Below are 23,520 nucleotides of genomic sequence, written 5' to 3'. Positions count from 1 at the left end.
TGCCTGCCATGCTGATTCATGCTGCGGGAGTCGCTACCTTTAATGTAGCAAGCAGAACCTTTTCGATCGGCCGGCTGCGGCTGTAACCAACTGTGCACCGTGGTGGCCCCGACCCTCGCCGTGGATTGGTGCAGCCCGATCTTGAATGCACCAGCTGCCACACCGAAATGGGCGATATCGGTGCATCAATCTTGTATATCAGTTGGCACATTTTCTGCATGGCAGTGGGCATGAGCAGCGCCGCCGAGATCAGTGAACGCATCGTTGAAGCCGTGATGGCGCAAAAGCTGGCGCCCGGCGCCCGCCTGGGCGAGCAGCCGCTGGCGATGCTGTTCGACTGCAGCCGCACCGTGGTGCGCGAGGCGCTCACCCGGCTGGCCGCGCGGGGCATCGTGACGGTGAGCGCGCGCCGTGGCTGGTACGTGATCGAACCCTCGCAGGAAGAAGCCCGCGAGGCCTTCGAGGCCCGCCGCGTCATCGAGACCGGGCTGATCCGCAACCTGCCGGGCATCGGCAAACCGGCGCTCAAACGCCTCAAGCAACATCTGGCGCGCGAGAAGGCGGCGCTGGCCAGCGACGACATCGGCACGCGCAGCTTCCTGCTCGGCGACTTCCACGTCTGCCTGGCCGAATGCCTGGGCAACAACCTCCTGGCCGACACGCTGCGCGACTTCACCGCGCGCACCACGCTGATCGCGATGCTCTACCAGTCGTCGCACAACGCCGCGCAGTCTTGCGAAGACCACGTGCAGATCGTCGCCGCACTCGAACGCGGCGACATGGCGCTGGCCGAGCAACTCATGTCGGCGCACATCGGCACGGTGCACGACGCGCTGCGCCTGCCGGTGAGCGCCGACCCGCTGGCGCACCTGCGCGACGCGCTGGCACCTGTGGGGAAAAAGGCCGCCGATGCGGCGCGACCCAAACGCCTCGCCCCGGCCAAAGCCGGTGCCACCCATCCATCACCCGAAGACCCATCCACTTACCTAGGAGCCCTGTTATGAAATTCACCAAGCGCCAATTCACCACCGGCCTGGCCGCCGTCGCCCTGCTGGCCGGCGTCGCCGCCTCCGCGCACGCGCAGACCGCGCTCGACGACGTGATGAAGGCCAAGAAGATCGTCATCGCCATTCCCACCGACTTCCCGCCCTACGGCTTCGTCGGCACCGACATGGCGCCCCAGGGCCTGGACGTGGACATGGCCAAATACATCGCCACCAAGCTCGGCGTGGCCATCGAGCTCGCCCCGGTGACCAGCGCCAACCGCGTGGCCTACCTGCAGACCAAGAAGGCCGACCTGGTGATCTCCACGCTCGGCAAGAACCCCGAGCGCGAGAAGGTGATCGACTTCACCGCCGCCTACTCGCCTTTCTTCCAGGCCGTGTTCGCGCCCAAGAGCATGAACATCAAGAGCTTCGCCGACCTGGCCGGCAAGACCGTCGGCGTGACGCGCGGCGCGATCGAAGACCAGGAGCTGACCAAGCTCGCGCCGCCCACGGCCGACATCAAGCGTTTCGAAGACAACAACGTGACCGTGTCGTCCTTCGTCTCGGGCCAGGTGCAGCTGATCGCCACCGGCGCCTCCGTCGCCGGCAACATGATGGCGAAGAACCCGCAACTCAACACCGAATACAAGCTGCTGCTCAAGGATTCGCCGAACTTCATCGGCGTGGCCAAAGGCGAAGACAAGCTGCGCGCCAAGGTCAACGAAATCATCGCCGAAGGCAAGAAGAGCGGCGACCTGGACAAGCTGGCCGTGAAGTGGCTGGGACGTCCGGCGGGCGATCTTCCGCAGTAACTTGCGTGGCTCCCTCGTCGGCCGGGCGGGGGAGCAAGTCAACCCAACCGAAACCAACGCACCCATGAGAATCCAACTCGATTTCTGGTCCGTCCTCAGCCAGTGGCCGCTGCTGGTCAAGGGCGTGGTCTGGACCCTCGCGCTCACGCTGATTGCCACGCTCATCGGCGTGGCCTTCGGCATCGCCTGCGCCTGGGTGCGCAGCCAGAACACGCGTGCGCCGGTGTGGCTGCAATGGGTGGTGGGCACCTATGTGGAGCTGATCCGCAACACGCCGTTCATCGTGCAGCTGTTCTTCATCTTCTTCGGCCTGCCGGCCGCGGGGGTGAAGCTGACACCCGAAGTCGCCTCCATCATCGCGATGGTGATCAACCTCGGCGCCTACTCCACCGAGATCATCCGCGCCGGCATCGACGCCACGCCCAAGGGCCAGATCGAGGCGGCGGCCAGCCTGGCCATGGACCGCATGCAGACCTTCACCCGCGTGATCCTGCCGCCGGCGCTGAAGAAGGTATGGCCCTCGCTGGTGAGCCAGATCATCATCGTGATGCTCGGCTCGGCGGTCTGCGGGCAGATCTCGACGCAGGAGTTGAGTTACGCGGCCAACCTGATCCAGAGCCGCAACTTCCGCGCCTTCGAGGCCTTCATCATCGCCACGCTGATCTACCTGTCGCTGTCGGTCGGCGTGCGCCGGCTGCTGAACTGGCTGGGTCCCCGTTTCCTGTTCGGTCGCTGAAGGACTCACCATGGTTGAATTCTCCGTCTGGGACATCCTGCGCAACCTGCTGGGCGCGGCGCAGTGGACCGTCTACCTCTCGCTGATCGCCTTCGTCGGCGGCGGCATCGTCGGCATGCTGCTGCTGGTCCTGCGGCTGTCCAAGCTGCGCGGCGCCGACACCTTCGTCGGCGGCTACGTCCAGCTGTTCCAGGGCACGCCCTTGCTGATGCAGCTCTTCCTCGCCTACTTCGGCATCGCGCTGTTCGGCGTCAACACCTCGGCCTGGGTCGCGGCGTCGGTGGCGCTCACGCTCTACACCAGCGCCTTCCTCACCGAGATCTGGCGCGGCTGCGTGGCGGCGATTCCCAAGGGCCAGTGGGAAGCCTCGAGCAGCCTCGCGCTTACCTTCGGCGAACAACTGCGCCACATCGTGCTGCCGCAGGCCGTGAAGATCGCCATCCCGCCCACCGTGGGTTTCCTGGTGCAGGTGATCAAGGGCACGGCGCTGGCCTCGGTGATCGGCTTCATCGAGCTCACCAAGGCCGGCACCATGATCTCCAACGCCACCTTCAAGCCTTTCGTGGTCTACAGCTGCGTGGCGCTGATGTACTTCGTCCTGTGCTTCCCGGTCAGTCTCTATGCGAAATCGCTCGAAAGGAAAATGAATGCCGTCCGCCGCTAACCCCACGACGCCCACGACCGCCATGAAGCCCTCCATCGTCGAGATCAACGGGCTGCGCAAATCCTTCGGCACGAACGAGGTGCTCAAGGGCATCGACCTGCATGTCCAGCCGGGCGAGGTGATCGCCATCATCGGCAAGAGCGGCTCGGGCAAGAGCACGCTGCTGCGCTGCATCAACGGGCTCGAAGTGTTCCAGGCCGGCACGCTGTCGGTGGACAGCAAGCCGCTGCTGCACGACAACGCGCAGGCCATGCGCGCGCTGCGCCAGCGCGTGGGCATGATCTTCCAGGGCTTCAACCTGTTCCCGCACCTCACCGTGGGCAAGAATGTGATGCTCGCGCCCAAGCTCGTGAAGCAGCAGGCCGAGGCGCCCGGCATCGCGCAGGCGAAGAAGCTGTTGACGCGCGTGGGCCTGGCCGAGAAGTTCGACGCCTGGCCGGATCAGCTCTCGGGCGGCCAGCAACAGCGCGTGGCGATTGCCCGCGCGCTGGCCATGGAGCCGGCCGTGCTGCTCTGCGACGAGATCACCTCGGCACTCGACCCCGAACTGGTGGGTGAAGTGCTGCGCGTGGTGGAAAGCCTGGCCGAGGAAGGCATGACGCTCCTGATGGTCACGCACGAGATGAGCTTCGCGCGCAAGGTGAGCGACCGCGTGATCTTCATGCACCAGGGCCGGGTGCACGAGATGGGGCCGCCGAACGAACTGTTCGGCAATCCGCAGACGCCCGAGCTGAAGCAGTTCCTGTCGTCGCTGCACGACTGAGGGCACCGCTCCAGCCGGGCGCCGAAGCGCCTACTTGGCGCAGGCCTTGCCGGTGGCGGGATGGTCGCCATGCGCCTTGGCATCGGCCTCGGTCATGTACTCGCCCTGCTTGGTCTTGCCATAGAACTTGCTGCCTTCGCAATGGTAGGCCTTGGACTTCTCGTTGACCCAGACCTTGCCGTTGCCGCCACCGGCCGCCGCCACGGTCGGCATCGCGGCTGGCGCCTTCTTCGTCGCGCTGGCGGCAGGCTTGGCGGCCGAGTCCGCTGGCGCGGTGCTGGCCGCGGAAGCGGTGGCCGACGCGGTGGCGGCGGGGGTTGCGGGGGTTGCGGGGGTGGCCGCAAAGCCTGCACCTGCAAGGCAGAGACCCAGGGTGATCGCCAGTGCGCGGATGTTGTTTTTCATGGAAAGCCTCGGTAGATGATCGGTTGAAGAACTCAAGCGCCGATGTGGACGCTTGAGCTCCTCAACGACCCGCTCGCTTGGCCAGAAGACCGCTTTACCGCAGGTTCATCCTTCTTTACCCGCTCGAAGGATGATGGCGCCGCGGCGCCCGTGTCGTTAAGATGTCCAGTGCCACCCGTACGCTGTGCGTCGAGCGGCCCATGGGGAGCTTCATGGCCGACATCTTTCTGAGCTACAACGAGACCGACCGCGCCATCGCGCACCGCCTGGCGCAGGCCCTGCAGTCCGTCGGCTGGTCGGTGTGGTGGGACCGGCGCATTCCCGCGGGCGAGACCTGGCGTGGCGTGCTCGGACGCGAACTGCAGACGATGCGCTGCATGGTGGTCATCTGGTCGGCCAGGTCGGTCCAGAGCGAATGGGTCTGCGAGGAGGCGGCCGAAGGCCGGCAGTCGGGCAAGCTGGTGCCGGTGATGATCGATGCCGTGCGCCCGCCAGCGGGCTTTCGCGAGGTGCAGGCGGCGGACCTGATCGGCTGGGACGGCGCAGCCGACTTCCCCGGCCTGCGGCAACTCGTCGACGACATCGCGCGGCTGCTGGGCCGGCCCGCGCAAGCGGGCTCCTTGCCGCCGACCGCGCCGGAGCCCTTGCCGAGACGCTGGAAGTGGCCGGCTGCGGGTGCGGCACTGCTGGCCGTCATCGCCATCGTTCTTGCCTTCGCGCACTGGCAGGACCGCCGCGCCGGCACGCAGCCCATGCCGGCATCCCCCGTCGTGGAGACGGTGCCGGTGCCGCGGCCGTCCGACCGCCACGCCGGTGCCGCGGCCACACCAGCCTCCACACCCACCGTCACGCCCGCCGTCACGCCCGCCCCCGCCGCGGAGACCGCCACGGCGACACGGGTACCGGCACCGACACCGGCGCCCGCCAAGCCGGGTGGCCCGCTGGTGAAGAAAGCCGCGGGAAGCAACCCGCGATGCGCCGCGCTGCTCGAACGCCAGCAGCTCGGCGAAACCCTTCCGGCGTCCGCCAGGCTGTTTCTGCAGCAGGAGTGTTGACCATGTCCAAATTGCCAAACTGGTGGCTGCTCGCCGCGGCGCTGCTGGCGACCGGCTGCGCCACGCCGCCACCCGGCACGATGACCCCGGCCACCGCTGCGGCCCCCGCGCCCGCTGCCGCGGCCACCGCAGCACCCCCCACCGCGCCGCCCCCCGTGCTGCCCTACGACGAAGCCGTGCTCAACGCCGCCACCGCCCTGCTCAAAGGCGCGCCCGCGCTGCCTGCCGGCACGGCGCGCCAGGCCGTGGTCATCGACCCGCTGATCGACGGCATGAGCGGTGCGCAGACGGCGGCCACACGCTCCATGGGCGAACGCCTGGCCGGGCTGATCCAGGCGCAGTACCCGCAGTTCGAAGTGCTGCCGTTTTCCGCGGCCAACGTGGCGCGCAACCCGCTCGTGCTGATCGGCACCTTTACGGGCGTGAACGCCCAGCGCCAGACCGCGGGCATGCGCGAGGCCTACCGCATCTGCTTCGCGCTGGCCGACCTCAAGACCGGCAAGCTGGTGAGCAAGGGCCTGGCCTTCGCGCGACCGGAAGGCGTGGACGCGACGCCGGTGGCCACCTTCCGCGACGCGCCGGCGTGGACCGAGGACCCGGCCACGCTCGGCTACATCCGCACCTGCCAGGGCACCCGCGCGGGCGACCCGATCAACCCGCTGTATGCCGGGCGCATCGTCGCCGCCGCCCTGGTGGCCGAGGCCATCGACGCCTACGACGCGGGCCGCTGGCAGGAGTCGCTCGATCTCTACACCAGCGCGCAGCGCAGCTCGGCCGGCGACCAGTTTCGCGTCTACAACGGCCTGTACCTGGCCAACTGGAAGCTCGGCCGGCGCGAACGTGCCGAAGCGGCGTTCAACCAGATCGTCGACTACGGCCTGGCGCACCAGCGGCTCGGCGTGAAGTTCCTGTTCCGGCCCGGCTCGACGGCCTTCGTCGCCGACCCGCGCCTCTCCGGCCCCTACCCTTTATGGCTGCGCGCCATTGCGACGCGCGCCGCGGCCACGGCGGGCACGCCCGGCACGCCGAACGGCGCGAGCTGCCTCGAGGTCACCGGCCACACCAGCGCCTCGGGGCCCGAGCCGCTGAACGAACGGCTGTCGCTGCTGCGCGCGGAATACGTGAAGTCGCAGCTCGAGGCGAACGCGCCGACCCTGGCCCGGCGCGCGATCGCCAGTGGCGCCGGCTCGCGGCAGACGCTGGTCGGCACCGGCCGCGACGACGCCTCGGACGCGATCGATCGCCGCGTGGAATTCAAGGTCATCGGCTGCTGAAACCGGGCAGGCCTTAACATCGCATCCTGTTTCACCCAACCGGAACCACGCGTGCATTCAGCCCCACATACCGCCGCCAGCCAGTGGCAGGCCCTGTTCGACGGCCTGGGCGCGCTGCGGGCGCTGCCGGAAGGCACGGCCACGTTCTGCCACGCGGCGCGCGGCTACCAGGCCTTGTTCGACGCCCTGCCCCCGCGTTTCGCCGAAGTGCTGCTGGGCCAGCTCGACCGCCTGGAATCGAGCGCGCTGTTCAGCGAGGAAAGCTGTTCGTTCAGCCAGAAGGACCTGCACGACAACATCGCGCTGTGGCTCGAGAAGGCCCGCCAGGAACTCGACCGCAAGACTACTGGATAGAGCCGGCCACCACGTTGATGCTGAGGGCCAGCACCAGCATGTTGAAGCCGAACGACAGCACGCTGTGCACCAGCGTGATGCGCCGCATCTCGCGCGAGGTGACCTGCACGTCGGAGACCTGCGAGGTCATGCCGACGACGAAAGAGTAGTACAGGAAGTCGAAATAGTCCGGGTCGAGCTTGCCTGGGAAATCCAGCCCCGCGCCGGCCACCTTGTTGTTCAGTTCTTCCTGGTAGTAGCGGTGCGCATAACGGAAGGCGAAGGTGGTCTGGATCAGCAGCCACGACAGCGCCACCGCCGCCATCGACAGGCTGATGTGCCAGGCGCGCTGCGATTCCTTGAGATCCTTGCTGTTCTGCAGCAGCATCACGATCGCCGCCACGCTGGCCAGGCCGGCCAGCACCAGCACGAAAAACAGCAGCGGGCTCGACTGGTCCTGCTGCCGCGCACGCTCGCGGGTCCGCTCGGCGTCGAAGGTCTCGGCCAGCCACCAGGCCAGGATCAGGTACACGCTGACCGCCAGGCACCAGGCCATCAGGCCGCGCAGCTCGCCCGACAGCGGCAGCGGCACCGCCGCAGAGCCCAGCCCGACGACGACGCCATACACCACGCGCTGCGGGCCGGTGGTCTCCGAAAAATGTTTGCGCATGGGGATCCACCCGCTGCGGTCCATAACGGACCCCGCGGCTATTTGCTGTCGGCCTTGGTGTCGGTGAAGCGGCCGTAGCTCTGCAGCCGGTCGTAGCGCCGGTCGAGCAGTTCCTTGACCTTGAGGTCGCTCAACTGGCGCAGCGCGTCGTTGAGTGCGCGTTTGAGGAAGGCCGCCATCTGCTTGTGGTCGCGGTGCGCGCCGCCCACCGGCTCATTGACGATCTTGTCGATCAGGCCCAGCGCCTTGAGCCGGTGCGCCGTGATGTTCAGCGCATCGGCGGCTTCCTGAGCCTTGTCGGAGGTCTTCCACAAGATGGAGGCACAACCTTCGGGGCTGATCACCGAATAGATGGAGTACTGCAGCATCACCACTTGGTCGGCCACCGAAATCGCCAGCGCGCCGCCGGAGCCGCCTTCGCCGATGATGGTGGTGATGATCGGCACTTCGAGCTGCGCCATCTCGAAGATGTTGCGCCCGATGGCCTCCGATTGCCCACGTTCCTCGGCATCGATGCCGGGATAGGCGCCGGGCGTGTCGACGAAGGTGAACACCGGCAGCTGGAACTTCTCGGCGAGCTTCATCAGGCGCAGCGCCTTGCGGTAGCCCTCGGGCTTGCTCATGCCGAAGTTGCGCAGGCCACGCTCCTTGGTGTCGCGGCCCTTCTGGTGGCCCAGCACCATGCAGGCCGTGCCGTTGAAGCGCGCCAGGCCGCCGACGATGGAAAGATCGTCGGCGAAGTGGCGGTCACCGTGCAGCTCGACGAAGTCGGTGAACAGCTCGTTCACGTAGTCGAGCGTGTACGGCCGCTCGGGGTGGCGCGCGATCTTGGTGATCTGCCACGGCGTGAGGTCGCTGTAGATGTCCTTGGTGAGCTGGTGGCTCTTCTTGCTGAGCTGGTCGATCTCTTCCGAGATGTCCACGGCGGACTCGTTCTGCACGTAGCGCAGCTCTTCGATCTTGGTTTCCAGATCGGATATGGGTTGCTCGAAGTCGAGGAAAGTTCTTTTCGCCAACGTCATTCTCCTGGTGGGGGCGGGCCGCTCGGCCGGTGTTGCACGGTGCCTGCGGTCGGGCCGATACGGTTAAACGGATGCGCTCAGACGGAGACCGGCAAGGGCTCGAGAGAGCGCCAAATATACCAAGTTGCCACGCTGCAATAGGGGGCCCAGGCGGCCGCGACTTCCCGTGCGTCGCTGCGGCTGACCGGGTCGCCCGAAAAATAGTTGTGGCTGATGCCGTTGATCAGGCCCAGGTCGTCCAGCGGCAGCACGTTGGGCCGCATCATGTGGAAGATCAGGAACATCTCGGCCGTCCAGCGGCCGATGCCGCGGATGGCCACCAGCTCGGCGATGATGGCCTCGTCGTCCATCTCCTCCCAGGCCGTCACATGCGCCGAGCCGGAATGGAAATGCAGTGCCAGGTCGACGAGGTATTCGACCTTGCGGGCCGACAGGCCGGCCGCACGCATGTCGTCGACCTTGAGCTTCAAGACGTGGGCCGGTGCCATTTCGCGCGGCAAGCGCACGAAGCGCTCCCACATGGCCTGGGCCGATTTGACCGAGATCTGCTGGCCGACGATGCTACGCGCCAGCGTGGTGAACGCGTCGCCGCGGGTCTTGAGGCAGGCGTCGCCGAACTGGGGGATCAGCCGGCGCATGACGCGGTCCTTCTTCACCAGGTGCTTGCACGCATCGACCCAGTAAGGCGGCGTGTAGACCTGGACGACGGATTCCGGCGCTGCTATCTTTTTAGCAGCAGCCATCGCACGTCCGATCTGCGGCAGCGGCATAAAAAGCCATGAATCCCGTCATGGTGCGGCCTCCCAGCTGGTGCCGGTGGGACCGTCCTTGAGCACGATGCCGCTGGCCAGCAGGTCCTGGCGGATGCGGTCGGCCTCGGCGAAGTTCTTCGCCGCCTTGGCCGCCGCGCGCTCAAGGATCAGCGCCTGGATGGCCGCGTCGTCGAGCGCCACGCCAGCCTGCAGGAACAGCGTCGCGTCGCCCTGCAGGATGCCGAGCGTGCCGCCGAGCGCCTTGAGCAGGCCGGCCAGTTCGGCCGAACGTGTGCGGTTGATCTCCGAAGCCAGGTCGAACAACACGGCGATCGCGCCAGGCGTGCCGAAGTCCTCGTCCATCGCGGCCTTGAAACGTGCGGCGAAAGGCTCGGTCCAGTCGATGGCCGCAAGCGCGGCGGGCTTGACCAGGTCCAGCGCGGTATAGAGCCGCTTCAACGCGCCGCGCGCGTCGTCCAGATGCGCATCGCTGTAGTTCAACGCGCTGCGGTAGTGTGTGCGCACCAGGAAGAAACGCAGCGTCTCGGCGTCGTACTGCTTGAGCACTTCGCGGATGGTGAAGAAGTTGCCCAGGCTCTTGGACATCTTCTCGTTGTCGATCTGCACGAAGCCGTTGTGCACCCAGAAACGCGCGAGCGGCCGGCCCGAGGCGCCCTCGCTCTGCGCGATTTCGTTCTCGTGGTGCGGGAACTGCAGGTCGACGCCGCCGCCGTGGATGTCGAAGCTCTCGCCCAGCGTCTGGCAGCTCATGGCCGAACATTCGATGTGCCAGCCCGGCCGGCCGGCGCCGAAGTCGCTGTCCCACCTGGCTTCGGGCGGTTCGCCGGGCTTGGCCGATTTCCACAGCACGAAATCGAGCGGGTCTTCCTTGCCGTCGAGCACGGCCACGCGTTCGCCGGCGCGCAGCTCGTCGAGCGACTTGCCCGAGAGCTTGCCGTAGCCGGGGAACTTGCGCACGGCATAGTTCACGTCGCCATTGGTCGAGCGGTAGGCCAGGCCTTTGTGTTCGAGCGTGCCGATCATCTTCAGCATCTGCGGCACGTATTCGGTGGCGCGCGGCTCGATGGTCGGCGGCTCGATGCCGAGCGCGCCGATGTCCTGGTGCATGGCCGCGGTCATCTCGTCGGTGAGCGCACGGATGGTGATGCCCCGCTCGAACGCCCGCTTGATGATCTTGTCGTCGATGTCGGTGATGTTGCGCACGTAGGTCACGCGCAGACCGCTCGCCCTGAGCCAGCGCTGCACCACGTCGAAGGCCATCATCATGCGGGCGTGGCCCACATGACACAGGTCATAGATCGTCATGCCGCAGACGTACATCCGCGCATGGCCGGCTTCGATCGGGGAAAAGGGCTCCAGTGCACGCGACAGCGTGTTGTAAATGCGCAAGCTCATGAATATGGAAATGGCCGAAGCTCGCTCGACGAGGCGTGTCGGCGCGCGGGCTGCGGCGGTGTCTTTTTCGGTCTGGGGATCGGGCTGGAAGTTGGGGGTGGCATCGTGCCGGAGCGTCCTGCGCGGGCCCGGTCGGGCCAGACCCCTCGGCTACAATCCCCGCAGTATATAGCCCTTGAACGGCACCGTCCCAGCCCTTTGCATGCGCCGTGCAGGGGCCTGTCTTTGCACCCGACCGAGAGCGATATGAAGCAAGTCACGAAGCAAGTCACTCAGCAAGTCACGCACCAAGCCACCCGCGACGCCAGCCCGCGCAGCCTGTGGCGCTTCGCCGCATCGGCCGCCATGTGCACCTCCGCGCTGTTCGCAGCGGCGGCCCACGCCGACGACTACGGCGACGTGAGCCAGCTGATCCGCAGCGGCAAATACGCCGAAGCGCTGGCCAAGGCCGATGTCTACCTGGCCGCCAAGCCCAAGGACCCGCAGATGCGCTTCCTCAAGGGCGTGGTGTTCACGGAATCGGGCAAGACCGACGACGCCATCGCCACGCTTTCGGCGCTGACCCAGGAATTTCCCGAGCTGCCCGAGCCGTACAACAACCTGGCCGCGCTTTATGCCAGCCAGAACCAGTACGACAAGGCCCGCACCGCGCTCGAGATGGCGGTGAAGCTCAATCCGGCCTATGCCACGGCCCATGAAAACCTGGGCGACGTCTACGCCAAGCTGGCCAGCCAGTCCTACGCCAAATCGCTGCAACTCAACCCCAACAACCCGCAGGCCACGCAGAAGGTCGCCGCGCTGCGCGACATGCTCGCGCCACAGACCAAGGCCAAGGCCGCAGCCAAGCCAGCCGCCAAATAACCAGCGCCCTCCAGGACGCGGCAGCCTCGATAACCCCGCCGCCAACGCGGGCTACATCGCCGGCCGGCGGCGCCGGTGGGTGCGCCGTTTGTTACCCTCGCAGCTTTTTTGCACCGACCAACATGTTTCCACGCACCCCGTTTTCCACCGTCCGCCGCGGCCTGCTGGTGGCCGGCCTGATGGCGTCCAGCGTCCTTGCGCAGGCCGCCGACGCCCCCCGCGTGAAGTTCGCCACCACCGCCGGCGACTTCGTGGTCGAGCTCTATCCCGACAAGGCGCCGAAGACGGTCGAGAACTTCCTGCAGTACGTGCGCGACAAGCACTACGACGGCACGATCTTCCACCGCGTGATCGGCAACTTCATGGTGCAGGGCGGCGGCTTCGACGCCAACTACAAGGAAAAGGCCACGCGCGCGCCCGTGGTGCACGAAGGCCGCGAGGCCCTGGCCAAGGGCGGCGACAAGAATGTCGTCGGCACCATCGCCATGGCGCGCACCAGCGACCCGCAGTCGGCCACGGCGCAGTTCTTCATCAACGTGGCCGACAACGCCTTCCTCAACCCGACCGTCATCCCGCCCGGCGACCCGGTGCCGAAGTTCGAATACCAGGGCCGCATCTACGAGAACACGCCGCGCGCGCAACTCGTGAACGCACCGCAGCTGTTCGGCTACACCGTGTTCGGCAAGGTCGTCAGCGGCATGGATGTGGTGAATAAAATCAAGGCCACGCCGACCGGCGCGGGCGGCCCGTTCCCGACCGACGTTCCCAAGACCCCCATCATCATCAACTCCGCCACCCTGGTGAAATAAATCATGAGCAATCCCAAAGTCGAACTCCACATCGCCAGCTACGGCGTCATCACCCTTGAACTCGACGAAGAAAAGGCGCCCAAATCCGTGGCCAACTTTCTGAGCTACGTGAAGAAGGGCCACTACGACAACACCATCTTCCACCGCGTGATCCCCGGCTTCATGGTGCAGGGCGGCGGCTTCGAGCCGGGCATGAAACAAAAGCCCAGCGATGCGCCGATCAGCAACGAAGCCAACAACGGCCTGAAGAACAACAACTACACCGTGGCCATGGCACGCACGAACGACCCGCATTCGGCCACGGCGCAGTTCTTCATCAACGTCGCCGACAACAGCTTCCTGAACCACACCGCCATCTCCGCCCAAGGCTGGGGCTATGCGGTGTTCGGCAAGGTCGTCGCCGGCACGGAAGTCGTCGACAAGATCAAGGCCGTGAAGACCGGCCGCAAGGGCTTCCACGACGACGTGCCGAACGACGACGTCGTGATCGAGAAAGCCGTCGCCATCTGAACACCCCCAGGTTGCGCACTTCGTGTCGCGCCCACCCCCTTGCAGGGGGCAACACCTGCGGCCCGGCAAAGCCGGTTCCGCGGTGTTCTGGTGAAGACAGTGATGTCAAACGACTGACGTGAACAGCCCACCCCCATCGACCGTGCCCCCTATCGCGGAGCTTGAGGCTCCTGCGACCTGGCGCACGGTCGATTTCATTTCGGACCTGCACCTGCATGCTTCCGAGCCCGAAACCTTCGCGGCCTGGCGACGCTACCTCGACGAGACCCCGGCCGACGCGGTGTTCATGCTCGGCGACCTGTTCGAGGTCTGGGTCGGCGACGATGCCGCCGATGTGCCGGGTTTCGAGGCCGACTGCCTGGACGTCCTGCGTCAGGTGTCGGCAAGGCGCGCCCTGTTCTTCCTGCATGGCAACCGCGACTTCCTGGTCGGCCCGCGCAGCATGGCCGCCGCTGGTGTGCACCTGCTCGACGACCCGGTGGCGATCGAACTGTTCGGACAACGCTGGCTGTTGAGCCATGGCGATGCGCTGTGCCTCGACGACATCGCATACCAGAAATTCAGGCGCGAGGTGCGCAGCCCGGCCTGGCAGCAAAACGTGCTGGCGCAGCCGCTGGCCGCGCGCCAACAGCTCGCGCGCAGCATTCGCGGCGAGAGCGAGGCGCGCAAGCGCAGCGAAGCGACCTATGCCGATGTCGACACGCCGGCCGCACGCGCCTGGCTGCAGGCCGCGGGTGCGCGCACGCTGATCCACGGCCACACGCACCGCCCCGCCGAGCACGATCTTGGCCACGGCCTTCGGCGCATCGTGCTGACCGATTGGGACCTGGCCGCCACGCCGCCGCGAGCCGAGGTGCTGCGGCTCACCGCCGCCGGCATGCAGCGGCTCCCGCTGGCCTGAGCCATGTGGTCCTGGTTGAAAGCGCTCGCGGGTGCACCGCTCAAGCGTGACGCTGCCTTGGTTCCGGACGATCTCTGGCAGGCTCTGTTGATAAGCCTGCCTTTCATCGCGGCGCTGAACGAAGCCGAGCGCGCCGACCTGCGCGGCCTGGCGGCCGACTTCCTCGCCGACAAGGAGTTCCAGGGCGCGGGCGGCCTCGTGATCACCGACGCCATGGCCTTGTCGATCGCGGCCCAGGCCTGCCTGCCACTGCTGCATCTGGGTCCGCCCCCCGCCAGGCCGCGCGCCGACAGGCTGGCCTGGTATGCCGATTTCGTCGGCATCGTGGTGCATCCCGGCGAAGTAGTGGCGCGGCGTGAAGCCGTCGACGACGCGACCGGCGTGGTCCACCAATACGACGAAGTGCTCAGCGGCGAAGCCATGGACGGCGGGCCGGTGATGCTCAGCTGGGACGAGGTGGCCCGCGCGGGCGACGCCATGGCCCAGGGCACGAACGTGGTGATCCACGAGTTCGTGCACAAGATCGTGATGCAAGGCCCACACTTCGAGCATGCGCCCGGCGGTTGCCCGCCCCTGCCCAAGGATTTTCTCGGCACGGATTCGGCGCGCGCCGCGGTGGACGCATGGTTCGCGGTGTTGCAGCCGGCCTTCGACGGGTTCCGCGAAAAGGTCATCATCGCCGAACGTTTCGGCGGCGCGCCAACCTGGCTCGACCCCTATGGTGCGGAATCGATCGATGAGTTCTTTCCAGTGGCCTGCGAGGCCTACTTCGTGAACCGCGCCCGGTTCGAGCAGTCGTTCCCGGCTTTGATGCCGATCTTCGACGGTTTCTTCAGGCAGGCTGGAGGATGATCTCGAACCGCGCCTGGTCCAGGTAACGGTTGGGGCCGAAGGCCGCCGTCACCGCGGCCGATTCCGCCGCCTGCCATTGCGTGAGAATCTCGCGCTCCGCATCAGACAGGGCTTCCGGCGCGGGATCGTCGCCATGCATGGCCACGATGCGCAGGTAGGCGCGGTAGATCGGCGCCACGAGCGCCGCGTCGCCGAGACCTTCCTCCAGCGCCTGGCGGAAACGCTGCTCGGCCTCGCGCCGCTGCAGGGGAGAGGCGGCATCGCCGCCATCGGTATCGCCAGTTTCGAGCCGGAGGGTGTAGGTCATGGAGGCGAGGACTTTATCAGGCCGCGCACGCCTCCTCGAGCACCGGCGGGACGAAGATGCCGGTGGTGCGGTCCCATACCGGTTCGGGGCCGAAACGCGCCGCCAGGAAATCGAGCAATGCACGCATGCTCGCGGGCTGGTGCCGGCGCGACACATAGACCCCGTAGACACCGAGCGGGCGTGGCCGCCACTCCGGCAGGATCTCCACCAGTTCGCCGCTGCGCAGCAAGGACGCGACCGCGTAGTCGGGCTGCACCGACAGCCCTCCTCCCGCGCGCACGGCCTGCAGCAGCACGGTGGCTTCGTTGGCGCTGAAGTTGCCCGACACCTGAACCGAAGTCTCGACGCCGTGGCGGGAGAAATTCCACTGGCTTTTCTCGAAGCGCGAATACGTCAGGCAATTGTGGCGCGCCAGGTCTTCCACGGTCTGCGGTATTTCACGCGTGGCCAGGTACTTGGGCGAGGCGCAGACCACCGAGCGGCAGGTCGACAACTTGCGCGAGATGAAACTCGGATCGAGTTCCGCCGTGACCAGAATGGCCAGGTCGATGCGGTCCTCGACCAGGTTGACCGGCCGGTCCCCGAGGCTCAGGTCCACGCGGGTGCGCGGGTATTTGGCAAGGTAGTCCACGAGTGCCGCGCTGAGATGGGCCTGGCCGAACGAGACGCTGGCCGCGACGCGGAGCTGGCCGTGCGGCTCCGTGTCGTTCTGACCGACGATCTGCTCCACATCGTTGACCATCTCCAGCAGCTGGCGGCTGCGCGCCATGCAGGCTTCGCCGGCCTCCGTCAACGACAGCCGACGGGTCGAGCGCAACAGCAACCGGGTCTTCAGCCAACGCTCGAGCTCGGCGATATGGCGCGTCACCATCGCACGCGACATGCCCAGGGTGTCCGCCGCCGCCGTGAAGCTACCGCGTGTTACCACTTCGCTGAACACACGCATGGCTGAAATTCGGTCCATATCAATCCTCAGTTGTCTTTAATCAATACAAATAAAGTCGTTTCCCGTGTGAATTGGAGCATAAAACATAAAAATGAGGCAACCCGAATGTGCACAAAATCTTTTTGCAAAGACAAGCTGCATTCAACTTGACAGGTAAATCAAAGCGAATTTCGCTGTTTCACTTGTCTTTTGTAACGCATACACACTGTCAAGTACTGCAACGGTATTCAGTCGAACGGCACCTTGCGGCGTGCCGCCTTCGCATCCGCGCGTTGGCTCTTCCCTTCCAGCCTGCGCTGCCGGCTGCCGTAGGTCGGCTTGGTGGCCCGGCGCGTCTTCACCGGCAAGGCGACCTGGTTCACCACCTCCTGCAAACGCTCGAAGGCATCCGCCAGATTGAGTTCACGGCTGCGGTGCCTTTGCGCCTTGATCACCAGCACGCCTTCGGCGGTGATGCGTTTGTCGCGCAGCGCCAGCAGCCGCTGCTTCACTTCGTCAGGCAGGGAGGACGCCGGAATGTGGAAGCGCAGGTGCACCGCGCTGGACACCTTGTTGACGTTCTGGCCCCCTGCGCCCTGAGAACGCACGGCGGTGATTTCCACCTCGGCGGAACGGACTAAAAGTAAACGAATGTCAGACATGCAACGCCATCATGCCTGTGTGGCGCTGACACCATAGCGCCGGCCCCATTCGGGTAAGTCCCGATAGGTCAGACAGGCCAGACGAGCGATGGCGCGACCGCCTGGTGCCGAGCCGACTCGGTGGGCGCCGGTGCGCCGGGCCCGGCCACCCCATGCCGTGCATCCAGAAGCGACCGCAGCGACGCCACCTGGCTGCGCGTCAGACCGGCCGAATGTTCGACGAGCTGTGGGTTGAACCAGGTCGCCACGGCGTCGGCCGGCAGGCTGGTGCGCACGGCATCGAGGTTGGCCAGCATGCGCTGTGTGTCGATGCGCAGACCTGACAGGGCCTGGGCCATGGCACGGGCACTGCCGTGGGCCGACATCACCAGCTGCGGCCATTCGGCCAGTTCCACCTGCCAATGGCCGAGCGCCCGCTCGTGTTCCTGGGTCATTGCCTGCATCAGGGCGGCGACCCGCTGCGGTGCGCGCTGGGCGGCCGCCAGGGCCACCATCGCCCCAACCGGATTGCGCTTGTGCGGCATGGCTGAAGAGCCACCGCGGCCGGGCTCATGGGCCTCGCCGAGTTCCGCGATCTCGAACTGCGCCATCAAGGCCATGTCGCGCGCCATCTTGCCCAGGCTGCCCACCAGCAGGCCGAATTCGCAACCCAGCGCCACCCACTCGTCGCGTTGCGTCTGCCAGTGGCCCAGCGGCGCACGCAGGCCGAGATCTTCCGCCATCAGCCGTGCCACTTCCGGCCCGTGGCCCTGCATCTCGGCCAAGGTGCCGACGGCACCGCCGAGCTGCAGTTGCAGCGCCTGTTCGGCGACCTGGCGCATGCGCTGGCGGCTGCGCACCAGCGGGGCGGCCCAGCCGGCGCATTTGAGTCCGAAGCTGATGACCGAAGCCGGTTGCATCAGCGTGCGCGCCAGCATCGGGGTCGCCGCATGACGTTCGGCCAGGTCGAGCAGCGAATGGATGCAATGCTCCACATCGGCGGAGATCAGGTTCAGCGCCTCGCGCGTGACCAGCGCCATGGCCGTGTCCACCACGTCCTGGCTGATGCAGCCGAAATGCGTGTGCGCCACCGCGGCCGGGTTGAACAGCCCGACCGCGTCCTGCAGGCTGCGCACCAGCGGCACGGCAATGCTGCCGGCGCGCCCGCTGTCGCGAACGAGTTTCGGCACATCGAACAGCTCGACCTTGCACGAGCCGATGATGGACTTGGCCGCACTTTCGGGAATGAGCCCGGTGCGGGCCTGCGCGCGCGCCAGCGCCGCCTCGAAGCGCAGCATGGCGGCCACGAACCGGCGGTCGCCGAAGGCTTCCTGCACCTCCAGCGTCGACAGAAAACCTTCGAAGATGGAACTCATCGCAACCGCCGAGCCGCGATCAGGCCGCGCTTCGGTTCTTCAGCCGCATCTTGTTGGGCAGCGGCACGGAGCGGCGCAACACATCTTCGCCGAGCCACAACGCCGAGCGGCGCGCACGCTGCGCGACCACCGGCAACGGAATCTGCTGGTAGTCGTCATTGAACACCTCGAAGCTGTAGTCGCCGCGGTAGCCGAGTTCATGCAGCTTGCGCACCAGCTGGGCCAGCGCCTCGCTGTGCACGCCCTCGCCGGGGAAGACGCGGAAATGGCGCGCGGTGGCGATCTTCTCTTCGGTCGAGCGCACCTCGTTCCACATGAAGTCGGCGAGCTGCACCAGGAAGATCTTGTTGGTGTCGAGCATCTCGAGCTCTTCCATCGGCGTCTGCGTGGCCAGCAGGTGGAAGGAGTCGAAACCCAGGCCGAGATTGGGCGCATCGGCGCGGCACACGACTTCCCAGGCGGTGGTGAACTCGTTGATGGTGCGCCCCCAGGACAGGCCTTCGTAGGCCACGCGGATGTTGAGCGGCACGGCCAGCATGGCCAGCTTGCGCAGGTCCCGCGCGATCTGGTCGAGGTCGGTGGTGGCATGGGTCGAGGTGCTCGAGCACACCAGCAGCAGCCTGCAGTCCAGCATGTGGCACATCTCGAGCATGGCCTTGGCGATGTCGATCTTGTAGTCGTGCAGATGGCCCGACAGTCCTTCGAAGTCCCGCAGCACCTGGAAGCCGGTGACGCGCAGGCCGCTGCTGCGCACGGCGGCCACAGCCGCCTCGATGCCGTCCGCATGGCCGACGATGTCGCGCGCCGACAGCATGATCTGCGTGAAGCCGGCCTCGCGCACCGCCTTGAGCTTGGCCTCCAGCGGGCCCGCCAGCGAGATGGTGTCCATCCCGAAATCGTCGATGTTGCCTTCGGTGTGGTTCATGGCTGCGTTCATGCTGGCGTTCAATCAGGCCACCGGGCGCTTGTCGTGCACGAGCTCGAACATCACGCCGCCCATGTAGGAACGCGTGAGCGCACCGCGGCTTTCGGCCTGGGCGCTCTTGGATTCGACAAACTCCACACCGCGCTTGCGCAGTTCGGCCACCGTGGCGGGCACGTCGGGCGTGCCCAGGCCGATGCGCTGCAGGCATTCGTCGTCTTCCACGTCGAGCACACCCGGCTCGGGTTCGATGAGCTGCAGGTAGAAGGTGTTGCACGGGCTGCGCAGGATCCGGCCCTTGGGCAGGATGCCGAAACGCTCCGTCCCCGGCAGCATGGTGAAGCCGAACAGCTCCTGGTAGAACTCGGTCCAGTCGTCGGCCCGGTCGTTGCCGATGTACTGCACCACGCCGAAGAAATGCAGGCCGGCCACCGCGGGCGGGCGCTGGTCCACCGTCGGGATCGGTGTGAAGTCCACGTCGTAGATCGAGAATTCCTTGTAACGGTCGACGAAATAGATGCGGCTCGTGCCCACGCCATGGATGGCCGGAATGTTGAGTTCCATCACCTCGACCCGCGCCGGCACGGCCCAGGCGCCGCGGTCGAGCGCGCGGCGGTAGGCGGCAGCCGCATCGCGCACGCGCAGCGCCATGGCCACGATCACCGGCTTCTCGGTCAGCGCCGAACTGTCGCCCTGGCCGCGGTAGGCGCCCTGGTCGCCGGAATGCGCGTTGACGATCACGTTGATGTCGCCCTGGCGGTACAGCAGCACCTCGCGCGAACGATGGCGCGCCACCGGGCGGAAGCCCATCGTCTCCAGCACCTGGCCCAGCGCCTGCGGCTTGGAAGTAGCGTATTCGATGAACTCGACGCCTTCCAGTCCCAGGGGATTGGGGGCGTCGGCAATCGACTCGCGGTCCACCAGCGATGGTTGGCTGAACTGTGTTCCTGACGACATGGGGGCCTCTCGTACGAAATTGGAAAATCAGATTGTCGCGGTTGCGCTGGCCGCCGGCGCCGAGGTGGTGTGGGCACCACCCAGGAACAGCCGCTCGATGTGCGGATCGGCCAGCAACTCGCTGGCCGGGCGCTGCAACACCAGGCGACCCGATTCCAGCGCGATCGCCTCGTCCGAAATCTTAAGCGCACTCTTCACGTTCTGCTCGACCATCAGCACCGTGGTGCCGGCGTCCGCCAGTTTGCGCAGCAGCTTGAAGACGTCCTGCACCACGATCGGCGACAGGCCGATGGACGGCTCGTCGATCAGGATCACCTTGGGCCTGAGCAGCAACGCGCGGCCGATCTCCAGCTGCTTCTGCTCGCCGCCCGACAGTGCCGAGGCCATCGAGTGCATGCGTTCCTTCACGCGCGGGAAGAAGTTCAGCACCTCGGGAATGCGTTCGTGCGTGGTCTTCATGCCCAGCGTGATGCCGCCGAGTTCCAGGTTCTGGAACACGGTGAGCTGGCCGAACAGGTTGCGGCCCTGCGGCACGAAGGCGATGCCCTTGGCCAGCAATTCCTTCTGCGAGGCGCCGCCGACGTCCTCGCCATCCAGCAGCACCTTGCCCTGGCGCGGCTTGAGAAGGCCGAACAGCGTCTTCAGCACCGTCGACTTGCCCGCCCCGTTGGGCCCGAGCAGCAGCGTGATCGAGCCGCGCCGCGCCTTGAACGACAGGTTGTTCAGGATCATGAAATCCTTGTAGCCCGCGACGACGTCGTTGAATTCGATGCAGGTGTCGTGTGGCATGGAAGTATTCGTCATCATCAATTCCCCAGGTAGGCGTCCAGCACCTGTTTGTTGCCGCGGATCTCGGCCGGCGTGCCGATGGCCATCACCTGGCCTTCGACCATCACCATGATGCGGTGGCACAGGTCCATCACGAAGTCCATGTTGTGCTCGATCACCACGAAGCTGCTCTTCTTCGCACCCTGCTGCTGGTTCAGCTGCTTGAGCAGCGTGGAGATGCCACCCACCAGGCTCGGGTTCACGCCCGCGCAGGGTTCGTCCAGCAGCACCAGGGCGGGCTGGCTCATGAAGGCCATGGCGATGTCGACCAGCTTCTGCTGGCCGTAGCTCAGTTCGCCGGCCTTCTTGTCGGCCACGTGGCGGATGCGGAACTGGTCGATCAGCGCATCGGCTTTGGCGCCCAGGCCCGAATCGCTCGGCGCGAACATGCGGCCGAACATCGTGCCCTGGTGCTCTTGCGCGGCCACCAGCAGGTTGTCGCGCACCGTCATCTTGCCGAACACCTGCAGCGTCTGGAAAGTACGGCCGACGCCGCGGCGGTTGAGCTCCAGCGGACCGAGCCGGCTCACGTCTTCGCCGTTGAGCTCGATGCTGCCGCTGTCGGGCTTGATCTGGCCCAGCATGCTGTTGAACAGCGTGGTCTTGCCCGAGCCGTTGGGGCCGATCACGCCGAAGATTTCTCCGGGCATGACTTCGAAGGAAACCCCGCCGACGGCCTGGATCGCGCCGTAGGCTTTCTTGAGGTTGTTGACTTTCAGCAGTGGCGCGCTCATGCGGCTTCTCCTGGTTGGACTTCACGTGGTTTGGCCGTTTGTGCCTGTTGGGCGGCCAGGCCGCTGGCCTGGCGCGCGGCGCTGGCTTCCTTGGCGAGGCGGCGGGCGCGCAGGCGTTCGGGGATGCTCAGCAGGCCATCAGGCAGCCAGATCATCAACAGCACCACGGCCGCGCCGAAGATGAACAGGTACCAGGCCTGGGCGAAACGCAGCCATTCGGGCAGCAGGACACCCACGGCCGAGCCGATCACCGGGCCGAGGAAATAACCCGGCCCGCCGACCACCACCATCAGGTACATCATGATCGACGCGGCCACGGTGAACGGCGCCGGTTCGATGAACTGCACCAGGCTGGCGAACAAGGCGCCGGCGATGCCCGCGTAGACCGCGCCGATGGCAAAGCTCAGCAGCGTGTAGGTGCGGATGTCCACGCCCAGGCTTTCGGCCCGGATCGGGTTGTCGCGCAGCGCGGTGAAGGCCTTGCCCCAGGGCGATCGCAGCAGCGCCGCCAGCAGCAGCGCCAGGATCACCGTCACGCCCAGCACGAAGTAGTAGTAAGGCAGGTTGCCTTCGAGCGAATAGCCGAACAGGCCAGGCCGCGCGATGTTGTTGATGCCGAAGGTGCCGCCGGTAAGCCATTCCTCGTTGCGCATCACCAGCCAGACCGCGGTGTTGAAGCCCAGGGTGGCGAAAGCCAGGTAGATGGTCTGCACGCGCAGGGCCGGAAAGCCGAGGATGACGCCGAGCACGAAGCACATCAGCGCCGCGGCCGGCAGGCCGATCCAGAAGCTGATGCCGGCCTTCATGAGGATGGCCACGGTGTAGGCGCCGATGCCGAAGAACGCCGCCTGGCCGAGCGATTTCTGCCCGGCGTAACCCACGGTGAGGTTCAGCCCCATGGTGGCGATGATGAACACCAGCCAGGTGGTGAGCAGGTAGATGCCGTAGTTCTTGAGGAAGTTGGGCACGATCAGCAGCAACAGTGCGCTGACCAGGGAGATGATGAGGGTTGATTTCTTCATGGTGTTGTCTCTGTGCGGGCCAGCCCGTTCAGACCTTTCTTTCCACTTTTTTGCCCAGGAGCCCTTGCGGCTTGAACAGGATCACGACCATGAAGATCACCAGCGCCACCGCGTCCTTGTAGGCCGGCGAGATGTAGGCCGCGGCGAGGTTCTCGCACACGCCCACGATCAGGCCACCGAGCAGCGCACCGCGCGAGTTGTTGAAGCCACCGATGATGGCTGCGAAGAAGGCCTTGGTGCCCAGCGACTCGCCCATGTCGAACTTGGCCAGATAGGTGGGCGTGACCAGCATCGCCGCCGCCACCGCCAGCACGGCGTTGATGGCGAAGGTGTAGAAGATCATGCGCGGCACGTTGATGCCCAGCACCGAGGCGCTCTCGGTGTTCTGCGCCACGGCCTGCATCGCGCGGCCGGTCACGGTCTTGGCGATGAAGGCCTGGGTGATCAGCACCAGCACCAGCGCGAAGGCGAAGGTACCCAGGTCGGCCATGGTGATGGTCACGCCGGCGATGTTGAACAGCTTGTCCGGGAACAGGCTGGGGAAGGGATGGGCCTCGGCGCTGAAGCCGGCGCGCACGCCGTTGCGCATGGCGATCGACAGCCCGATGGTGGCCACCACGATCGGCATCATCCCGTACTTGAACAGCGGATCGACCAGGCCGCGCTTGAACAGCCAGCCCAGCACGATCACGGCCAGCACCACGCTCAGCGCGAAGCTCACCAGGATGGGCGCGCCCATGTTCATGAAGGCCAGCATCATGAACGCCGGCAGCATCACGAACTCGCCCTGCGCGAAGTTGATGGTGCCGCTGGCCTGCCACAGCAGGGTGAAGCCCAGTGCGGCCAGCGCATAGATGGCCCCGGTGGAGAGGCCGCTGAAGAAGAGTTGGAGAAAGTCGGTCATGGTGTGCTGGCTCGCATGGCGTTCACTGAAATGGTCGGTCGGGACGTGAGTGCACATGCGGCACGCACGGGACCGTGGATACG

28 protein-coding genes are annotated in these 23,520 nt (G+C 66.2%); 13 read left to right on the top strand and 15 right to left on the bottom strand.

Going from position 1 to position 23,520, the window contains the following annotated elements:
* Positions 1-230 precede the first annotated feature (230 nt).
* The 5 genes from RD110_RS12265 to RD110_RS12245 all read left to right on the top strand — a co-directional run bounded on the left by RD110_RS12265 (position 231) and on the right by RD110_RS12245 (position 3,961).
* Complete coding sequence (locus tag RD110_RS12265) at positions 231-1,004, top strand: GntR family transcriptional regulator (protein WP_076204859.1); 774 nt, start codon at positions 231-233, stop codon at positions 1,002-1,004.
* Complete coding sequence (locus RD110_RS12260) at positions 1,001-1,798, top strand: transporter substrate-binding domain-containing protein (protein WP_076199755.1); 798 nt, start codon at positions 1,001-1,003, stop codon at positions 1,796-1,798. The genes RD110_RS12265 and RD110_RS12260 overlap by 4 nt, the downstream gene beginning before the upstream one ends.
* Positions 1,799-1,862: 64 nt before the next feature.
* Positions 1,863-2,534 (top strand): amino acid ABC transporter permease, encoded by a 672-nt coding sequence (locus RD110_RS12255; protein WP_076199754.1) that lies wholly within the window; start codon positions 1,863-1,865, stop codon positions 2,532-2,534.
* A 10-nt stretch (positions 2,535-2,544) separates the two neighbouring features.
* On the top strand, positions 2,545-3,198 hold the full coding sequence (locus RD110_RS12250; protein WP_076199753.1) for an amino acid ABC transporter permease: 654 nt from the start codon (positions 2,545-2,547) through the stop codon (positions 3,196-3,198).
* Positions 3,182-3,961, top strand: a complete 780-nt coding sequence (locus tag RD110_RS12245) for an amino acid ABC transporter ATP-binding protein (RefSeq protein WP_076199752.1) — start codon at positions 3,182-3,184, stop codon at positions 3,959-3,961. Before RD110_RS12250 ends, RD110_RS12245 begins: the two co-directional genes overlap by 17 nt.
* Positions 3,962-3,991: 30 nt before the next feature.
* Here the strand turns inward: RD110_RS12245 and RD110_RS12240 are convergent, their stop codons facing one another.
* Positions 3,992-4,366 (bottom strand): hypothetical protein, encoded by a 375-nt coding sequence (locus RD110_RS12240; RefSeq protein WP_076199751.1) that lies wholly within the window; start codon positions 4,364-4,366, stop codon positions 3,992-3,994.
* A gap of 161 nt (positions 4,367-4,527) precedes the next feature.
* On the opposite strand from RD110_RS12240, the gene RD110_RS12235 reads away from it, so the two are divergent.
* The 3 genes from RD110_RS12235 to RD110_RS12225 are packed head-to-tail and all read left to right on the top strand — an operon-like array spanning position 4,528 to position 7,049.
* Positions 4,528-5,421 carry a toll/interleukin-1 receptor domain-containing protein gene (locus tag RD110_RS12235; protein ID WP_083686239.1) on the top strand — a complete coding sequence of 298 codons (894 nt, stop codon included), beginning with the start codon at positions 4,528-4,530 and terminating at the stop codon, positions 5,419-5,421.
* Positions 5,422-5,423: 2 nt separating this feature from the next.
* Positions 5,424-6,695 carry an OmpA family protein gene (locus RD110_RS12230; protein WP_076199749.1) on the top strand — a complete coding sequence of 424 codons (1,272 nt, stop codon included), beginning with the start codon at positions 5,424-5,426 and terminating at the stop codon, positions 6,693-6,695.
* Between the two features lie 51 nt (positions 6,696-6,746).
* A complete protein-coding gene (locus RD110_RS12225; RefSeq protein ID WP_076199748.1) occupies positions 6,747-7,049 on the top strand; it encodes a hypothetical protein in 303 nt (100 codons plus the stop codon).
* Here RD110_RS12225 and RD110_RS12220 read toward each other — a convergent pair.
* From RD110_RS12220 to cysS, 4 genes are all read right to left on the bottom strand, one after another.
* Complete coding sequence (locus RD110_RS12220; RefSeq protein WP_076199747.1) at positions 7,039-7,698, bottom strand: DUF1345 domain-containing protein; 660 nt, start codon at positions 7,696-7,698, stop codon at positions 7,039-7,041. The genes RD110_RS12225 and RD110_RS12220 overlap by 11 nt on opposite strands.
* 38 nt (positions 7,699-7,736) lie before the next feature.
* Positions 7,737-8,714: an acetyl-CoA carboxylase carboxyltransferase subunit alpha gene (locus RD110_RS12215; protein WP_076199746.1), complete on the bottom strand. Its 978-nt coding sequence runs from the start codon at positions 8,712-8,714 to the stop codon at positions 7,737-7,739.
* A gap of 83 nt (positions 8,715-8,797) precedes the next feature.
* The gene (locus tag RD110_RS12210) at positions 8,798-9,463 is read right to left on the bottom strand and encodes a DNA-3-methyladenine glycosylase family protein (RefSeq protein ID WP_076204857.1); all 666 of its coding nucleotides are present in this window, start codon (positions 9,461-9,463) and stop codon (positions 8,798-8,800) included.
* Positions 9,464-9,508: 45 nt separating this feature from the next.
* Entirely contained in the window at positions 9,509-10,888 is a 1,380-nt protein-coding gene (cysS, locus tag RD110_RS12205) for a cysteine--tRNA ligase (RefSeq protein WP_076199745.1), read from the bottom strand.
* A gap of 246 nt (positions 10,889-11,134) precedes the next feature.
* Between cysS and RD110_RS12200 the strand changes: the two genes are divergently transcribed.
* The 5 genes from RD110_RS12200 to RD110_RS12180 all read left to right on the top strand — a co-directional run bounded on the left by RD110_RS12200 (position 11,135) and on the right by RD110_RS12180 (position 14,821).
* Entirely contained in the window at positions 11,135-11,749 is a 615-nt protein-coding gene (locus RD110_RS12200; protein WP_239467224.1) for a tetratricopeptide repeat protein, read from the top strand.
* A 122-nt stretch (positions 11,750-11,871) separates the two neighbouring features.
* The gene (locus tag RD110_RS12195; RefSeq protein ID WP_076199744.1) at positions 11,872-12,558 is read left to right on the top strand and encodes a peptidylprolyl isomerase; all 687 of its coding nucleotides are present in this window, start codon (positions 11,872-11,874) and stop codon (positions 12,556-12,558) included.
* A 3-nt stretch (positions 12,559-12,561) separates the two neighbouring features.
* Positions 12,562-13,068 (top strand): peptidylprolyl isomerase, encoded by a 507-nt coding sequence (locus RD110_RS12190; RefSeq protein ID WP_076199743.1) that lies wholly within the window; start codon positions 12,562-12,564, stop codon positions 13,066-13,068.
* A gap of 142 nt (positions 13,069-13,210) precedes the next feature.
* Positions 13,211-13,969 carry a UDP-2,3-diacylglucosamine diphosphatase gene (locus RD110_RS12185; RefSeq protein WP_076199742.1) on the top strand — a complete coding sequence of 253 codons (759 nt, stop codon included), beginning with the start codon at positions 13,211-13,213 and terminating at the stop codon, positions 13,967-13,969.
* Between the two features lie 3 nt (positions 13,970-13,972).
* A complete protein-coding gene (locus RD110_RS12180; protein WP_076199741.1) occupies positions 13,973-14,821 on the top strand; it encodes a M90 family metallopeptidase in 849 nt (282 codons plus the stop codon).
* Here RD110_RS12180 and RD110_RS12175 read toward each other — a convergent pair.
* From RD110_RS12175 to RD110_RS12130, 10 genes are all read right to left on the bottom strand, one after another.
* Positions 14,802-15,128 carry a hypothetical protein gene (locus tag RD110_RS12175; RefSeq protein ID WP_076199740.1) on the bottom strand — a complete coding sequence of 109 codons (327 nt, stop codon included), beginning with the start codon at positions 15,126-15,128 and terminating at the stop codon, positions 14,802-14,804. The two genes, RD110_RS12180 and RD110_RS12175, sit on opposite strands and share 20 nt — an antisense overlap.
* Positions 15,129-15,144: 16 nt before the next feature.
* A complete protein-coding gene (locus RD110_RS12170) occupies positions 15,145-16,092 on the bottom strand; it encodes a LysR family transcriptional regulator (protein ID WP_076199739.1) in 948 nt (315 codons plus the stop codon).
* 209 nt (positions 16,093-16,301) lie between these two features.
* Entirely contained in the window at positions 16,302-16,715 is a 414-nt protein-coding gene (gene arfB / locus RD110_RS12165; RefSeq protein ID WP_076199738.1) for an alternative ribosome rescue aminoacyl-tRNA hydrolase ArfB, read from the bottom strand.
* Between the two features lie 68 nt (positions 16,716-16,783).
* Positions 16,784-18,070 carry a lyase family protein gene (locus tag RD110_RS12160; protein ID WP_083686238.1) on the bottom strand — a complete coding sequence of 429 codons (1,287 nt, stop codon included), beginning with the start codon at positions 18,068-18,070 and terminating at the stop codon, positions 16,784-16,786.
* A gap of 19 nt (positions 18,071-18,089) precedes the next feature.
* A complete protein-coding gene (locus RD110_RS12155) occupies positions 18,090-18,995 on the bottom strand; it encodes a sugar phosphate isomerase/epimerase family protein (protein WP_076204851.1) in 906 nt (301 codons plus the stop codon).
* A gap of 24 nt (positions 18,996-19,019) precedes the next feature.
* Entirely contained in the window at positions 19,020-19,949 is a 930-nt protein-coding gene (locus RD110_RS12150) for a VOC family protein (protein WP_076199737.1), read from the bottom strand.
* Between the two features lie 27 nt (positions 19,950-19,976).
* On the bottom strand, positions 19,977-20,738 hold the full coding sequence (locus tag RD110_RS12145; RefSeq protein ID WP_076204849.1) for an ABC transporter ATP-binding protein: 762 nt from the start codon (positions 20,736-20,738) through the stop codon (positions 19,977-19,979).
* 17 nt (positions 20,739-20,755) lie between these two features.
* Positions 20,756-21,511 (bottom strand): ABC transporter ATP-binding protein, encoded by a 756-nt coding sequence (locus tag RD110_RS12140; protein WP_076199736.1) that lies wholly within the window; start codon positions 21,509-21,511, stop codon positions 20,756-20,758.
* Positions 21,508-22,533, bottom strand: a complete 1,026-nt coding sequence (locus RD110_RS12135) for a branched-chain amino acid ABC transporter permease (protein ID WP_076199735.1) — start codon at positions 22,531-22,533, stop codon at positions 21,508-21,510. The genes RD110_RS12140 and RD110_RS12135 overlap by 4 nt, the downstream gene beginning before the upstream one ends.
* 28 nt (positions 22,534-22,561) lie before the next feature.
* Positions 22,562-23,437 carry a branched-chain amino acid ABC transporter permease gene (locus tag RD110_RS12130; protein ID WP_076199734.1) on the bottom strand — a complete coding sequence of 292 codons (876 nt, stop codon included), beginning with the start codon at positions 23,435-23,437 and terminating at the stop codon, positions 22,562-22,564.
* Positions 23,438-23,520 lie beyond the last annotated feature (83 nt).

It is taken from the genome of Rhodoferax koreense, from assembly GCF_001955695.1.
Taxonomy (GTDB): Bacteria; Pseudomonadota; Gammaproteobacteria; order Burkholderiales; family Burkholderiaceae_C; genus Rhodoferax_B; species Rhodoferax_B koreensis.
The sequence above is the reverse complement of the archived record's forward strand: the minus strand, read 5'-3'. Positions and strand labels throughout refer to the sequence as shown.